The organism is Nonomuraea sp. NPDC050022 (genome assembly GCF_044460705.1).
Lineage (GTDB): Bacteria > Actinomycetota > Actinomycetes > Streptosporangiales > Streptosporangiaceae > Nonomuraea.
In genome coordinates this window covers 286,687-299,846 of the sequence record NZ_JBITKE010000002.1, presented here as the reverse complement: position 1 = coordinate 299,846, position 13,160 = coordinate 286,687, and the positions used below count along the sequence as shown (strand labels likewise).

Annotated in this window: 13 protein-coding genes; 6 read left to right on the top strand and 7 right to left on the bottom strand. The window is 71.5% G+C overall.

Features of this window, described 5'->3' with window-relative positions:
- Positions 1-11 precede the first annotated feature (11 nt).
- Complete coding sequence (locus ACIBO2_RS07865; RefSeq protein WP_358538517.1) at positions 12-716, bottom strand: Crp/Fnr family transcriptional regulator; 705 nt, start codon at positions 714-716, stop codon at positions 12-14.
- A 72-nt stretch (positions 717-788) separates the two neighbouring features.
- Here ACIBO2_RS07865 and ACIBO2_RS07860 point away from each other — a divergent pair, with 72 nt between their 5' ends.
- Positions 789-1,052: a YciI family protein gene (locus ACIBO2_RS07860; RefSeq protein ID WP_358538515.1), complete on the top strand. Its 264-nt coding sequence runs from the start codon at positions 789-791 to the stop codon at positions 1,050-1,052.
- 39 nt (positions 1,053-1,091) lie between these two features.
- On the opposite strand, the gene ACIBO2_RS07855 is transcribed toward ACIBO2_RS07860, so the two are convergent.
- Together ACIBO2_RS07855 and ACIBO2_RS07850 are read right to left on the bottom strand one after the other, a co-directional pair.
- Entirely contained in the window at positions 1,092-3,494 is a 2,403-nt protein-coding gene (locus ACIBO2_RS07855) for a VIT domain-containing protein (protein ID WP_358538513.1), read from the bottom strand.
- Positions 3,491-4,273, bottom strand: coding sequence for a MerR family transcriptional regulator (locus ACIBO2_RS07850; protein WP_397295925.1), 783 nt, complete (start codon positions 4,271-4,273; stop codon positions 3,491-3,493). Before ACIBO2_RS07850 ends, ACIBO2_RS07855 begins: the two co-directional genes overlap by 4 nt.
- Before the next feature lie 107 nt (positions 4,274-4,380).
- Between ACIBO2_RS07850 and ACIBO2_RS07845 the strand changes: the two genes are divergently transcribed.
- On the top strand, positions 4,381-4,848 hold the full coding sequence (locus ACIBO2_RS07845; protein ID WP_358538509.1) for a DNA starvation/stationary phase protection protein: 468 nt from the start codon (positions 4,381-4,383) through the stop codon (positions 4,846-4,848).
- A 147-nt stretch (positions 4,849-4,995) separates the two neighbouring features.
- Positions 4,996-6,018 carry an alkaline phosphatase PhoX gene (locus tag ACIBO2_RS07840; protein WP_358538507.1) on the top strand — a complete coding sequence of 341 codons (1,023 nt, stop codon included), beginning with the start codon at positions 4,996-4,998 and terminating at the stop codon, positions 6,016-6,018.
- 118 nt (positions 6,019-6,136) lie between these two features.
- On the opposite strand, the gene ACIBO2_RS07835 is transcribed toward ACIBO2_RS07840, so the two are convergent.
- Complete coding sequence (locus ACIBO2_RS07835; protein WP_397295923.1) at positions 6,137-7,048, bottom strand: GNAT family N-acetyltransferase; 912 nt, start codon at positions 7,046-7,048, stop codon at positions 6,137-6,139.
- Positions 7,049-7,070: 22 nt separating this feature from the next.
- On the opposite strand from ACIBO2_RS07835, the gene ACIBO2_RS07830 reads away from it, so the two are divergent.
- Both ACIBO2_RS07830 and ACIBO2_RS07825 read left to right on the top strand, forming a co-directional pair.
- Complete coding sequence (locus ACIBO2_RS07830; RefSeq protein ID WP_397295921.1) at positions 7,071-7,985, top strand: lactonase family protein; 915 nt, start codon at positions 7,071-7,073, stop codon at positions 7,983-7,985.
- A 125-nt stretch (positions 7,986-8,110) separates the two neighbouring features.
- Positions 8,111-9,478 (top strand): N,N-dimethylformamidase beta subunit family domain-containing protein, encoded by a 1,368-nt coding sequence (locus ACIBO2_RS07825; protein ID WP_358538501.1) that lies wholly within the window; start codon positions 8,111-8,113, stop codon positions 9,476-9,478.
- On the opposite strand, the gene ACIBO2_RS07820 is transcribed toward ACIBO2_RS07825, so the two are convergent.
- Positions 9,456-10,184, bottom strand: a complete 729-nt coding sequence (locus ACIBO2_RS07820; protein ID WP_358538499.1) for a Clp protease N-terminal domain-containing protein — start codon at positions 10,182-10,184, stop codon at positions 9,456-9,458. The two genes, ACIBO2_RS07825 and ACIBO2_RS07820, sit on opposite strands and share 23 nt — an antisense overlap.
- A 233-nt stretch (positions 10,185-10,417) precedes the next feature.
- Positions 10,418-11,020: an IS607 family transposase gene (locus ACIBO2_RS07815; RefSeq protein ID WP_358538496.1), complete on the bottom strand. Its 603-nt coding sequence runs from the start codon at positions 11,018-11,020 to the stop codon at positions 10,418-10,420.
- Between the two features lie 78 nt (positions 11,021-11,098).
- On the opposite strand from ACIBO2_RS07815, the gene ACIBO2_RS07810 reads away from it, so the two are divergent.
- Positions 11,099-12,124, top strand: coding sequence for a 6-phosphofructokinase (locus ACIBO2_RS07810; protein WP_358538494.1), 1,026 nt, complete (start codon positions 11,099-11,101; stop codon positions 12,122-12,124).
- Positions 12,125-12,259: 135 nt separating this feature from the next.
- Here ACIBO2_RS07810 and ACIBO2_RS07805 read toward each other — a convergent pair whose 3' ends face one another.
- A complete protein-coding gene (locus tag ACIBO2_RS07805) occupies positions 12,260-13,114 on the bottom strand; it encodes an MHYT domain-containing protein (RefSeq protein ID WP_397295918.1) in 855 nt (284 codons plus the stop codon).
- Positions 13,115-13,160: the final 46 nt, after the last annotated feature.

Here is a 13,160-nt window from a genome sequence, read left to right as displayed (position 1 = left end):
TCGATAGACGCCTATTCGTATTTCGGGTGGACCTGGCCGGAGTTCGTTCCGCCGCCGGTTGGAGTGGTCTTCGCGATGCGGGCGAGCGCTTCGGCGTCCTTTACCGTCACCTCGCCGTCGCCGATCTCGACGAGCTCGCGGCGCTCGAAGGACCGCAGGGCCCGGTTGACGCTCACCCTGGTCGCGCCGATCTCGGCCCCCAGGCCCGCCTGTCCGGCGTGCAGCTGGACCCGGCCGCCTTCGCCGCGTCGTACCAGCCACTTGGCCACCCGCGCGGAGACGTCTAGCACGACCGCGTCCGTGAGCCGCTCATCGAGGTCGCGTACGGTCTGGGCGAGTGTACGCATGAGCCGGGCCGCCACCGACGGCTCGGTGGCGATCACCTCGAGCACCGCCACGCTTGGCAGGTAGGCCACCTCCACCGGCGTGAGGGCCGTCAGCGTGGCCCGGTGCGTGCCCTCCACCAGGAGGGTCGTCTTGTCGAACGCCACGGGTGCGGCGTCCACCGACAGCACCACCTCGCGGCCGTCGACGCTCACCCGCCCGGCCTTGACCCGGCCGTCGAGCAGCACGATCAGCTGGTCGGCCGGGTCGCCCTCGGTGCAGAGCACCTGCCCCGCCGGGTAGCGCCGCTGCCGCGCGACGGACTCCAGCCTGCGCAGCCCTTCTTTGCCCAGCTCACGGAACATCGGGAGGGCGGCCAGCGTGTGCGTCATGTATCAGGTGATACACCACGGCCGTGCCCGGTGTTGCGGCGACCGTCCAGCTCGCGGGCCTAGCGTGCGGGTATGGCGAGATTTGTGGTGCAGCTGGCGTTCGACGGCGATCCCCGGCGGCTGGCCGTCCGGCCGGCACATCGGGACCATCTGCGCGGGCTCCATGACCAGGGGCGGCTGGTGACGGCGGGGCCGTGGGCGGACGACAGTGGGGCGTTGCATGTGTACGAGGCGGCCGATGAGGGGGAGGTGCGGGACATCCTCCGGAGCGATCCGTATACGGCGGTGAACGGGTATGAGGTGGTGCTGCTCAAGGAGTGGACGCCGATTCTTTAGCAGATCACCCCATACCCACAGGTCACGCGGGCGCTGCCGTCAGGTGCGCTTCCAGAACGGGCGGCGGGGCGTACCCGGCGCGGACGATCCGGTCGGGGCCGAGGGTGATCCGCTCGTGAGAACGGTGAGCACCTCGATGGCGTGCGCCCGCAGCGCTTCGGCGTCGATGCCCGGTTGCTCCGCCGTCTGCAGCTCGCGGCCCAGGGCGGCCAGCTCCGGATGCCCGCCCAGGAAGGCGGCCAGCGCCGACAGCCGGGAGCCCAGATCCGCCAGGTAGAGCGGGTCGGGAGCGCCGAGCAGCGCCCGGAGCCGGTCGAGCTCGACGACCAGCTGCGTCCTGACGGACTCCAGGCCGGGCCCGCCCGGCCGGGGAGCGGCGGGCGGCGCGAACCGCGGCGACGGGCTCATCCGCCCACCGGCCGAGCTACCGCCGAAACCACCGGCTGAGCCTCCCCCAGGGCTGCGGGGCGCGGCCCCGCCGGGCCCCCTGGTGCGGCGGGTCGCGTCTGGGTCGCCGGTCTCCTGGGTGCCCATGAGGCCGTGACTCTGGCCGGGGGCGAAGCCCGGGTCGGGGATCGACATGGGGCGGGATGGCGCGGCCATCACCGCGGCCTGGGCCATGAAGGGCATCATCGGCGGGTTCTGCGGCATATCCCAGCCGCTCGGCGGCTCCACCGGCTGGATGACGCGGTGCTCCGGCTCCCCTTCCGCCACCTTTCTGGTGTCGATCGCCACGTAGGCGGTGAAGCGGCACAGGACGCCGTTCTCCAGCGAGACCCGGACGATCTCCGCCTCCAGCTCGTGCTCGCCCATGGCGTACCGGTCCTCCAGCTCGCGCAGGTGCGCGCGGGCCCAGACGGCGCGGATCGCCGGGTTGTCCACCACGGTGCCCGTCACCTGCTGCTCCCACGGGGCGCCCGACGCCAGCCCGCGTACGGTCACCGACGAGCCGTCCCGGTAGCGGCCGTGCACGCGCAGCGGGACGCCCGGGAAGATGGAGCCCAGGTGGGTGACCGTGCCGGGCTCCACGTCGAGGCCCTTGAGGGACAGGTCGGTCACGAGGGGCGCGCCGATGCGGCGGTGGATCTGCTCCATGGCGGCGTCCAGGCGGTCCTCCGACTCGACCAGCTCGCAGCGGCCCGCGCCCAGACCGGCCAGCCGGCCCAGGAACCCGGCGTTCACCGCCCGGTCGATGCCGACGGTGTGCACCCGCATGGCCGACAGCGCGCCGCCGGTCTGCTCCAGGATCTGGTCCTCGTGGCCCACCTGTCCGTCGGTGACCAGCACCAGGACGCGTTCGCGCCCGTCCTGGTCGCGGAGCAGGGAAATCGCCCGGCGCAGCGGCTCCAGCAGTTCGGTGCCGCCGCGGGCCTCCACGCGCGCGAGATGTTCGACCGCGCGGTAGCGGTTGCGGTCCGAGGCCGTCACGAGCCCCTCGAACGCCTCCTCCACCACCGAGTCGAACGTCAGCACCGCGAAGCGGTCCTGCTCCGTCAGCGTGTCGACGATCCGCGCCGCGGCCCGGCGCGCGGCGACCATCTTCCAGCCGCCCATACTGCCCGACCTGTCCAGCAGCAGTACGAGGTCACGTGGCGTGCGCGGCGACTCCAGCGCAGGGGGTAGCACGGTCAGCGAGAACGCGCCCCGGCCGTCGAGCTGCAGCGCGGTCGAGGCCTCGAACGACAGCCGCAGGATGAAGTCGCGGTCCAGCCGCTCGCCCGGCCGCAGCCGTACGGTATGACCCTCCTCCTCGACCACGTGCAGGCTGGAGGACAGCTCCCGCAGGTCCAGCCCGGCGGGGTCGATCGTCGCCGTCAGCGACAGGCGTACCGGGTCGGGGAAGCCGGGCAGGAGCACCGGCGGCGTGATCCGCGAGGCGTCGGGCACCGCGTCGGTGTCGGGCGCGGTGCCGTCGCCGGCGCCGGGGCCGTCGAGCGGCGTGCCCGGAATGTAGCGGGGGGCGACGACCAGCGGGAAGCGGAACGTGGCCGCGCCGTCCTCGTACGGCAGCGGCTGGCTCAGCGTGAGCCGGACCGTCACCCGCTCGCCCGGCAGCAGGTTGCCCACCGTGATCGTGAACACGTCGGGCCGGTCCTCCTCGGCGATCGCGGCCCGCTTCCCCTCGCGCAGCGCCCGGTCGTAGTCGGCCCTGGCCTGGCCGCGCTCCTTGAGCACGCCGTCGATCACCCGATCGTCGGCCTCCATCCTGAACCCCGTCACCGCCGCCCTGTCGGGCAGCGGGAAGACGTAGGTGGCCTCCAGCGTGACGTCGTACGGGTTGCGGAAGCCCTGCGTCACCTCGACCTCGGCCATCAGGCCGGAGATGTCGGCGGACACGTCGACGCTCTCCAGAGGCAGGTTCCCGCGCGCGGTCCGCAGCGCGCCGAACCCGGCGTCCGGCACCGGCAGGCACCGGGTGGGCTCGAGCGAAGTGATCTTCATGCTAGCTTCCTCTCTTCGAGCAGCGCCAGCAGCGGTGCCGCCGCGGTGAGTACCGCCTGGATGTCGTCTTCAGCCGGGGTACGGCCGGCACCGTCGAGCACGAGCGTCACTCCGTCGGCCAGCCTGATCCCGCGCACCAGCGCCCCGTGCCTCGTCGGCCGGGGGAGGTGCCCGGGCCGGCCCGCACCGTCGGACGGGGGAGGATCGGCCGGTCGCGGAACGCCGATGGGCGGGGGATGCGGAAGGGCGGGACCGGTCGCATCGGCGGGGTGCGCGGCCCAGAACCGTCCGCGCGGGCTCCCGGACCGAGCCGCCGAGCCGTCGGGGAGGGCCGGCGGCTCAGGCGTCTCGCCCTCCGGAAGGTCCGCGGCATCGTGAGCCGCCTCACCCTGGGGCGCGGGCGTCGTGGCGTCCAGAACGGCCGCCGTCGCCGCGACATCCTCGTCCAGGGGCGACCATCCGGGGTGGGCCGTCCGCTCCAAGGTCGTGTCCGTGGCGCCGGTCAGGGCGGTCTGGATCTCCGCGATCGAGCGCCCGGCCGCCTGCAGCCGCTTGATGGCCACGAGCTGCAGCAGATGCCGCCGGCCGTACTGGGCGATCCGGCCGCGCCTGGTCAGTGGCGGGTCGACGAGGCCGATCGTGGTGTACCACCTGATCAACCGTTCGCCGGGCACGTCGCGGACCCGGCCGTTGAGCGGCTGCGCGTGCGGCTGGGCGTGCGCGCGCAACGCGTCGGCGGCGCGCTCCGCCAGCTCACGGATGGTCCAGGTCTCGCTCATACCTTCACAATTACACTGTCACTATTGCAGTGTCAACCGAGGGAAAGCGGGCAAAGGGGGTGGGTCGCAAAGAGACCCTGATGTCGAACCACGGGGAGGAACACATCATGGCTACGATCACCGGTCCGCTCTCGGGCGAGGCGAAGAAGACGGTCGCGACGGCCCTTCAAGGAGCTCTGGTCGATCTCCTCGATCTTTCGCTGCTCGCCAAGCAGATGCACTGGAACCTGACCGGCCCGCACTTCCGGCAGATCCACCTCCAACTCGACGAGGTCACCGCCCTGGCCCGTGAGCACGCGGACACCATCGCCGAACGCGCCGTCGCCCTGAGCATCAACCCGGACGGCCGCGCGGCCACCATCGCCAAGTCCACCAAGCTCTCGCAACCGGAGAACGGCTGGATCGAGGACGGCAAGGTCGTGGCGACGATGACCGACATCCTGGAGGCCGTCGGCAAGCGAATGCGTGAGCGTGTCGCCGCGACCGACGAGCCCGACCCGGTCAGCCAGGACCTGCTCATCGCGGTGGCTCAGGACATCGACAAGCAGCACTGGATGTTCCAGGCCCAGCGCTGACACCGCCACTGCCCGCGCTCCCGGGCGGCCGGCGCATCGTCGCGCTCACCTGACGGCCAGAGATTTCGCGCAGAGTTTGATCTCGGGCCTCCCTGTCATTCATGTCGGCGGGGTCGACTAGCGTGGCACCTAGAGGGAGGCCTCACGATGTCCAGCAAGACTCTCCTCCGCACGGGCCCGCTCTGGCAGGGCGGGATGAGCCCTTACGGCCCGCTGGAGCCGCCAGGCGGCGACGATGTGGCGCTGCCCGGGGGGTTCAGCGGCCGGGTCGTGGCCCGCTCGGGCCAGAAGGTGGCCGGGCTGACGTGGCACGCGGCACCCGACGGCGGTGCGTGCTTCCCTGACGGCACCGGCTGGATCTACGTGTCCAACTCCGAGCTGCCGCTGCTCGGCGGCGCGTCCGCGCTCCGGTTCCGCGCCGACGGTTCGATCGCCGACGCCTACCGCATCCTGTCCGGCACCGACCGCAACCGCGCGGGCGGCGCGACGCCGTGGCACAGCTGGCTCTCCTGCGAGCTCGGTGACCGCGGCCAGGTGTTCGAGTGCGATCCGTACGGCATGCGGGCCGGGCGCCCCCGCCTGGCCATGGGCCGGTTCAAGCACGAGGCCGCCGCCTGCGACCCCGACCGGCAGGTCGTCTACCTGACGGAGGGGGAGCCCGACGGGTGCTTCTACCGGTTCAGGCCCGGCGATTGGGGCGATCTCACTGAGGGCACCCTGGAGGTGCTCTGCCTCGCCGGTGACTGGAAGCCCGTGCCGTCGCCCGCCGCCCTGCTCAAGGCCACGCGCCACCAGATGGACGACGCCCGCCACTTCGACGGCGGCGAGGGCTGCCACTACGCCGGCGGGGTCTGCTACTTCACCACCGAGGGCGACAGCGGCCTGTGGGCCTACGACGCCGAGACCTCCACGCTCGACCGGATCTGCGACGGCGTACGCGCGATCACCGCCGCCCCCTCGGGCGACCTCTACGTCGCCAGGCAGTCGACGGAGATCGACGTCATCACCCCCGACCGGGCGGTCACGCCGTTCCTCAAGCTCGGTGGCCTCAGCGGGGCCGAGCTCACGGGGCTGGCGTTCGCGCCCGACGGCGGGCGGCTCTACTTCTCGGCCAGACGGGGCCGCGACGACGGCCGCACCTTCGAGGTGGCCGGCCCCTTCCGCGCCTAGCCCGGTCGCGCACGTCAGCTCCGCCGGATCGCGGGGAAATGCCCTCCGGCCCGAGTACGGCAAGCTGGTCACGGAGGCGGCTCGCACGCTCACCGAAAGGCTCTGAGCGACCGGTGGCCTAGAGGTCGCGGCTCCACTCCTGCTCGGTGACCTCGATCCCGTTCTCTGACTCCGTGTGCTCCGACTCCAGCTCGAACCCGGCCCCCTGGTAGATGCGCCGCGCGCTGTCCAGGCAGTCGCGGGTCATCAGCGTGATCCGCTTGTAGCCCTCGGCCTTGGCGTGGCGCAGGCACTCGCTCACGAGCCGTCCGCCCAGCCCCAGCCCGCGGGCCGACGGCTCGACCAGCAGGAGCCGGAGCCGCGCGGTGGTGTCGTCCTCCCGTACGCAGAACACGCACCCGGCGGGCTGCCCGCCGACCTCGGCGATCCACCCCATGTCGCGCGACGGGTCGTAGGCGCCGATGATCCTGGCCACCAGCCGCTCGAAGTCCATGCCCCAGCCGTACTCCCGGCTGTAAAGGACGCCGTGCCGGTAGACGACCCAGCTCAGGTCGCCCGTGCGCAGGGGCCGGATCACGTACGGCTCGCGCTCGCCGGTGCCCTCCAGCAGCGTCCTGATCGTGGCCATGCTCGCGACCAGGCGTTCCTGCCCCGGTTCGGGCAGCGTTGCCAGCAGCCGCTCGGCCTCCTCGGCCGACCGCGTGTCCAGCAGCCCGTACGACTCGACGCCCGCCGCGGTGAGCCGGACGACCTGCTTGCGGGCGTCGGTGGCCGCGCGCTCCTTCGAGATCAGCCCGTCGCCCTCGAGGCGGGTCAGGATCCTGCTCAGGTAGCCCGCGTCGAGACCGATGAGGGCGCGCAGCTCGCCCGTCTCCAGCCGGCCCGCGTGCCCGAGCTCGAACAGCACTCTGCACTCGGCCAGCGAATAGGGAGAGTCGAGCATTCCGGCCTGAAGGACGCCGATGACCTTCGTATAGAAGCGGTTGAAGGCCCTGATCTCGGCGACCCTTGCCTTTGTCAACGAACTCATTGCTTTAGTCAAGCATGAGAGGATGCCTTCTGTGAAGCACCTGTATATAGGCGGATATGGGCCCGGCATCGTCACCCCCGGCGGAGAGCTGACCCGCCTCACCTCGTCCTCGTTCCTGGCCGCGCATCCGAAGCTGCCGGTGCTGTACGCGGTGGGCGAGCTGGCCCAGGGCTGGCTGAGCGCGTTCAGCACGGAAGCGGCCGCGCTCGCCCCGCTGGACGAGCGGCCCAGCATGGGTGACAGCCCCTGCCACGTGGCGGTCGATCCGGAGGGCGATCTGCTCGCCGTCGCCAACTACGGCGACGGCACGGTCAGCCTGCATCACCTCGACTCCCGCGGCGCGTTCGAGGGCCGCCCGATCGTGCTGCGCCATGAGGGCTCCGGGCCGCACCCCGAGCGCCAGCAGGGCCCGCACGCCCACCAGACGGTCTTCCACGACGGCCTGCTGTACGTCTCCGACCTGGGCACCGACCAGATCCGCCGCTACACCCCCGAGGGCGAGGCGCTGGAGCCGCTGCGCCTGACCCCGGGCACCGGGCCGCGCCACATGGTCTTCGCCGGCTCGCGCCTGTACGTCGTGGGCGAGCTCGACGGCATTGTCACCCTCATCGACGGCGAGAAGACGGCGGGCACCCTCGCCTCGCGCGCCGAGGGCGTCAACCAGCCCTCCCACCTCGACCTGGACGGCGACTTCCTGTACGTGGCCAACCGCGGCCCCAACACGATCACCGTACTGCGGGCCGAGGACCTGACACTGGTGGCCGAGGTGCCGTCGGGTGGCGAATGGCCCCGGCACTTCGCCATCGCCGGCGACCGCCTGTACGTTGCCAACCAGCACTCGGGAGTGGTCACCGAGTTCGCGCTGAAGGACGGCGTACCCGAGCCGACGGGTGAGGTGCTGGAGGTCGACAGCCCCTCTTGCGTGCTGCCGGCGTAAAGAGCCTCCTGGGTGCCGCCGATGTAAAGGTCCTTACGCGTCCTGGGCCCGCTTGCGTGCTGCGGGCGTAAGGACTTCCCCAAGTCGCCGGCCCGGTGGGCGGGCGGTCGTGACCATGGTGCGCTGTGCGCAAGTCCTTGATCGTCCTGATCCTGCTGGCGTCCGCGTGCGGCAGCACCACCCCCGCCGCCCCGGCCCACCCGCCCGCTCCGGCGCCCGAAGCCGCCGCGCCCGCCCCCGCTGAGGTGCCGGCCGCCCGGACGGTGCGCTGGCGCATCACCGAGCGCGGGGCGGAGCACGAGATCGAGGGATACGCCGACCGCGTCAGCGTGCTGCCCGGCGAGCGGTTCCGGATGCGCGTCTCCACGACCGCGCCGCGCTTCACCGCGCACGCCTTCCGCGTGGGTGCCCATCCGGCGGAGGTCTGGCACTCAGGCCCGCTTCCCGGGGTACGTCAGGCGCCGCCCCAGACGGTGGAGGGCATGGTCACGGCCGCCCACTGGAAGCCCTCGCTCACCGTCGACACGACCGGCTGGCGGGAGGGCGCCTACCTGGTACGCCTGGACGCCTCCAGCGGCGGCCAGCGCTACGTCCCGATCACCGTACGCTCGGCCTCGACACAGGGGCGGGTGGTGCTGGTCAACGCGGTGACCACCTGGCAGGCGTACAACCTGTGGGGCGGCCGCAGCCTCTACCAGGGTCCGGGCGGGTTCGACGACCGCTCGCGCAAGGTGACCTTCGACCGGCCCTACGACACCTCGGGCGCGCGGCTCTTCCTCGACTTCGAGCTGTCCGCGATCGAGCTGGCCGAGCGGAGCGGCGTGCCGCTGGCCTACCTGACCAGCCTGGACCTGCGGCCCGGTGTCCTCGACGGAGCCAGGGCCGTGGTGTCCCTGGGGCATGACGAGTACTGGTCGCCCGGCATGCGCGCCGCCGTCACCCAGGCCCGCGACGCCGGCACGAACCTGGCCTTCCTCGGCGCCAACGCCGTCTACTGGCGCATCGGGCTGTACGGCCGGATGATCGCGTGCGACAAGGAGAGCCAGTGCCCGCTCTGGCGCGCGTCCGCGCCGGAGAGCGCGCTGGTCGGGCAGGAGTACGACTGCTTCCCCGCCGAGGCCGCCTACGTGCTGCGCAGACCCGGCCACTGGATCTTCGAGGGCACCCGGGGCAGGCGCTTCCCCGGCCTGGCCGGCGTCGAGACCGACAAGGTGTCCGACGGCTCGCCCGAGAACATCAAGGTGCTGGCCCATTCGCCGGTCGACTGCGGCGGCCGGGCGACCTCCTCCGACAGCACCTACTACACCGCACCGGGAGGGGCCGGGGTGTTCGCCTCAGGGACGATGCGCTGGGTGTGCGGGATGCGGGGAAGGCGGTGCGGCCACGGGGTCACCAAGGCCGCCGCCCCCTTCACCCGCCGCGCGACGCGCAACATCCTGACCAGGTTCGCCCAGGGCCCGGCGGGGCGCCCTAAGCCTTCCCCTGGCGCCTGAGCAGAATCTCGGCCAGCATCCGCTGGATCTCGGGCTCGGCACCCTCCTTGGTCACGCCGAGCCCGTCGAGCGCTGCCACGGCCGTCCCCTCGCCGAGCGACAGCACGCCGAGCAGGATGTGCTCGGTGCCGATGAAGTTGTGGCCGAGCCGCAGGGCCTCGCGCAGCGTCAGCTCCAGGGCCTTCTTGCTCTGCGGGGCGTAGGGCGGCTTGTCGGGCGCGTTCTCGCTCGGCGGGGCGAGCATGGCCGTCATGACCTCCTCGACCCGCTCCAGCGGCGCGCCGAGCGTCACCATGGCCTTGGCCGCCAGCGCTTCCGGCTCGCTCAGCAGCCCGAGCACGAGGTGCTCCGGCTCGATGTACTCGCTGCCCGCCCTGATGGCCGCCTGCTCGGACCGCACGATGACCGAGCGCGCCCGGTCGGTGTAGCGGGCGTAGGCGCGGAGCTCTTCGGCCAGCCCTCCCTCCTTGGGGACGAACCGCTTCTGGGCGGCCTGCTTGGTCACACCCATACTGCGGCCGATCTCGGTCCAGGAGGCGCCTGAGTGCCGGGCCCGGTCGACGAAGTGGCCGATGAGGTGGTCGGCCACCTCGCCCAGGTGCTCGCCCAACGTCACGGCGTCGGAGAGCTGGCCGAGGAGATCGCCGTCGGGGTGACGGCTCTTGATCGCGTTGATGAGGTCGTCGAGACGTACGGTCTGATCCATGAGTCAACCATAGGTTGACGATGTAGGGCCGTCAACCCATGGTTGACGATGCAGGATCCCCACGAAGTCGCCTCCCTGAAAGGGGTTCCGGTCACTACGCTCGCGTTTGGTCTAGACCACTGGCCGCGTGGACGGGCAGAATTACGGTCATCGTGAAACCGTTCGGAGAATCTTAGTGATCCTCGTGCCGGCTCCATCGGCATGCGCCTCGCTCGCCGGGGACATGCGCCGCCTCACGCTGCCTCGAAGGCGGCCCGGAGCGCGGCCCTGGCCCTGCGGGCGGCCGAGCGCCGGCCGTACAACCGGGCGCAGAGCGAGGTGAGGACCTCCGCCATGTCACGCAACAGCTCGTCGTCGACCCGGGCGCCGGGGACGGCGCCCGACTCGCCGGCCTCCGTTTCGTCGGTGACCACGATCCGGCGGCCGGTGGCCTCCAGCGCGGCCGACAGCTGCTCCAGCCCGAACCGGGCGAGCCGGTCGCGGCGCTCGACCACGATCACGCCCACGGACGCGTCGCGCAGCAGGCGGGCCAGCTTCGGCCGGTCGCCGTCCATGCCCGAGCCGACCTCGCCGACGACCTCGGTGACGGTCAGGCCCATCGCGGTGGCCGCACGGACCACGCGGGCCGCCTGCCGATCGAGCTCGGCCAGCTGGTCGGTGCCGGACACCCTGCAGTACGCCACCGTCCGGCCCGTGACCTCGGCGGTCCGATCGAGGACCATGTACCTACCGGTGGCGGTCTTGACCACCGGGACGGGCATCTTCCCGTCTCGCGCCCACTGCCAGGCGGTCTGGTAATGCACGCCGTTCCGCCGCGCCCACTCCGAGAGCTTCACATATCGACAATCTCAGACGAAGACTGAGAAGAGCTGATGTTTTCACTAACGGCAAGAAACCCATAGGAGGAACCCGTCATGCGAATCGGAGTGCTCACCGGGGGCGGCGACTGTCCCGGACTCAACGCGGTGATCAGGGCGGTCGTGCGGAAGGGGGTGAGCGTCTACGGTCACGAGTTCGTCGGGTTCCGTGACGGCTGGCGCGGCCCGCTCGAAGGCGACACGATGCCGTTGGACATCCAGGCCGTACGGGGCATCCTTCCGCGGGGTGGCACGATTCTCGGCTCCTCGCGTACCAACCCCATCAAGATCGAGGGAGGCGTCGACCGCATCAAGGAGAACCTGGCGGCCACCGGCGTCGACGCGCTGATCGCCATCGGCGGCGAGGACACCCTCGGCGTCGCCAGGCAGCTGTTCGAGCGCGACGTCAAGGTCGTCGGCGTGCCCAAGACGATCGACAACGACCTGTCGGGCACCGACTACACCTTCGGCTTCGACACCGCCGTCAACATCGCGACGGAGGCCATCGACCGCCTGCACACCACCGCCGAGTCCCACCACCGGGCGCTCATCTGCGAGGTCATGGGCCGGCACGCGGGCTGGATCGCGCTGCACGCGGGCATGGCGGGGGGCGCCAACGTCATCCTGATCCCCGAGCGGCCGTTCGACATCGACCGCGTCTGCGAGTACGTCGAGTCGCGCTTCCGCACCCGCTACTCGCCGATCCTCGTGGTCGCCGAGGGCGCGCACCCGATCGAGGGCCAGATCGCGCTGCAGGCCGGCGAGCTCGACGCGTTCGGCCACGTACGGCTCGGCGGCATCGGCGAGGTGCTGGCCAAGGAGATCGAGAAGCGCACCGGCAAGGAGGCCCGCACCACCGTGCTCGGCCACATCCAGCGCGGCGGCACCCCGACGGCCTACGACCGGGTCCTGGCCACCAGGTTCGGGCTGCAGGCGATCGACGCGGCGCACGAGGGCGACTACGGCAAGATGGTGGCGCTGCGCGGCACCGACATCGTCCGCGTCGGGCTCGACGAGGCGACGGCCGAGCTCAAGACGGTGCCGGTGTCGCGCTACGCGGAGGCCGAGGTGTTCTTCGGCTGATTGAAAGCGGGTTGCAAGCGGGCGGCCGTAGCTTCTGTATCAGCGGGGTTACCGCTACAACCCCCTCAGGGTACGGCTTGCGCCGCGGCGAGTCGGCGGCCCACCACGCGCCGCAAGCCGTACCTATGACATAGCTCAAGAGCGGGGCGTGCCGAAGAGATCCACATCCGGCGCGCCCCCGTTTTTTGCCACCTGGGCACCGCCCTGTGGCTGCGGCGGGGTGCGTCCCTCCAGCCGGGCACGGAACTCCGCCTCCCGGTGCAGTTCCTTCTCCGAGGGCGAGAGCATGACGGTGAGCAGCAGCCCCATGGTGATCACGCTGAGCCCCACGATCAGCGGCAGCAGGAAGTCGATGGCCTTCGCGCCGGTCACCGGCCCCGCCGGGCTGTGAGCGTGCACCGACATCCCGTACATCCCCGTGTAGTGCATGCCGGTCACCGCGACGCCCATGACCAGCGCCGCGCCGCCGATCTTGAGCGCGCCGCGGACCCGCAGGGTGAACCAGAGCGCGACGGTGGCCGCGACGATCGCGATGACCACCGACAGCGCCACGAACAGCGGGTCGTAGGTGACGTCCCCCGCCATGTTCATCGCGTACATGCCCAGGTAGTGCATGCCGGCCACGCCGATTCCCGTCAGGACGCCGCCGCCGAGCAGGTACGAGGCGCGCTCGCCGCCGCGCCAGACCACGAACAGCCCGGCGCCGACCACCACCACCGCGAGCAGCGCCGAGGCCGCGGTGAGCGGCATGTCGTAGCGGATCACCGTGCCCCGCACCGAGAAGCCCAGCATGGCGATGAAGTGCATCGTCCAGATGCCGGTGCCGCCGATGGCCACCGCCGCGCCCGCCAGCCAATGTCGGGCCTCCCTGGCGCTGACCAGCCGGGCCCGCGAGGTCAGCAGCAGGCCGAGCATGGACCCGATGCTGGACATGCCGTAGGCGACAAGGAGGGTCAGGGGCCCATAGGAGAAGTGGTCAATCGGCGACATACGCACACACGTCCCTCAGAGGTGAATAAGGGAGTATGAGCAGGGC

What these genes read in the sequence shown, in the direction of transcription:
- ACIBO2_RS07865 (WP_358538517.1), bottom strand. Translation starts at nt 716, where the DNA reads ATGACGCACACGCTGGCCGCCCTCCCGATGTTCCGTGAGCTGGGCAAA.
- ACIBO2_RS07860 (WP_358538515.1), top strand. Translation starts at nt 789, where the DNA reads ATGGCGAGATTTGTGGTGCAGCTGGCGTTCGACGGCGATCCCCGGCGG.
- ACIBO2_RS07855 (WP_358538513.1), bottom strand. Translation starts at nt 3,494, where the DNA reads ATGAAGATCACTTCGCTCGAGCCCACCCGGTGCCTGCCGGTGCCGGAC.
- ACIBO2_RS07850 (WP_397295925.1), bottom strand. Translation starts at nt 4,273, where the DNA reads ATGAGCGAGACCTGGACCATCCGTGAGCTGGCGGAGCGCGCCGCCGAC.
- ACIBO2_RS07845 (WP_358538509.1), top strand. Translation starts at nt 4,381, where the DNA reads ATGGCTACGATCACCGGTCCGCTCTCGGGCGAGGCGAAGAAGACGGTC.
- ACIBO2_RS07840 (WP_358538507.1), top strand. Translation starts at nt 4,996, where the DNA reads ATGTCCAGCAAGACTCTCCTCCGCACGGGCCCGCTCTGGCAGGGCGGG.
- ACIBO2_RS07835 (WP_397295923.1), bottom strand. Translation starts at nt 7,048, where the DNA reads ATGAGTTCGTTGACAAAGGCAAGGGTCGCCGAGATCAGGGCCTTCAAC.
- ACIBO2_RS07830 (WP_397295921.1), top strand. Translation starts at nt 7,071, where the DNA reads ATGCCTTCTGTGAAGCACCTGTATATAGGCGGATATGGGCCCGGCATC.
- ACIBO2_RS07820 (WP_358538499.1), bottom strand. Translation starts at nt 10,184, where the DNA reads ATGGATCAGACCGTACGTCTCGACGACCTCATCAACGCGATCAAGAGC.
- ACIBO2_RS07810 (WP_358538494.1), top strand. Translation starts at nt 11,099, where the DNA reads ATGCGAATCGGAGTGCTCACCGGGGGCGGCGACTGTCCCGGACTCAAC.
- ACIBO2_RS07805 (WP_397295918.1), bottom strand. Translation starts at nt 13,114, where the DNA reads ATGTCGCCGATTGACCACTTCTCCTATGGGCCCCTGACCCTCCTTGTC.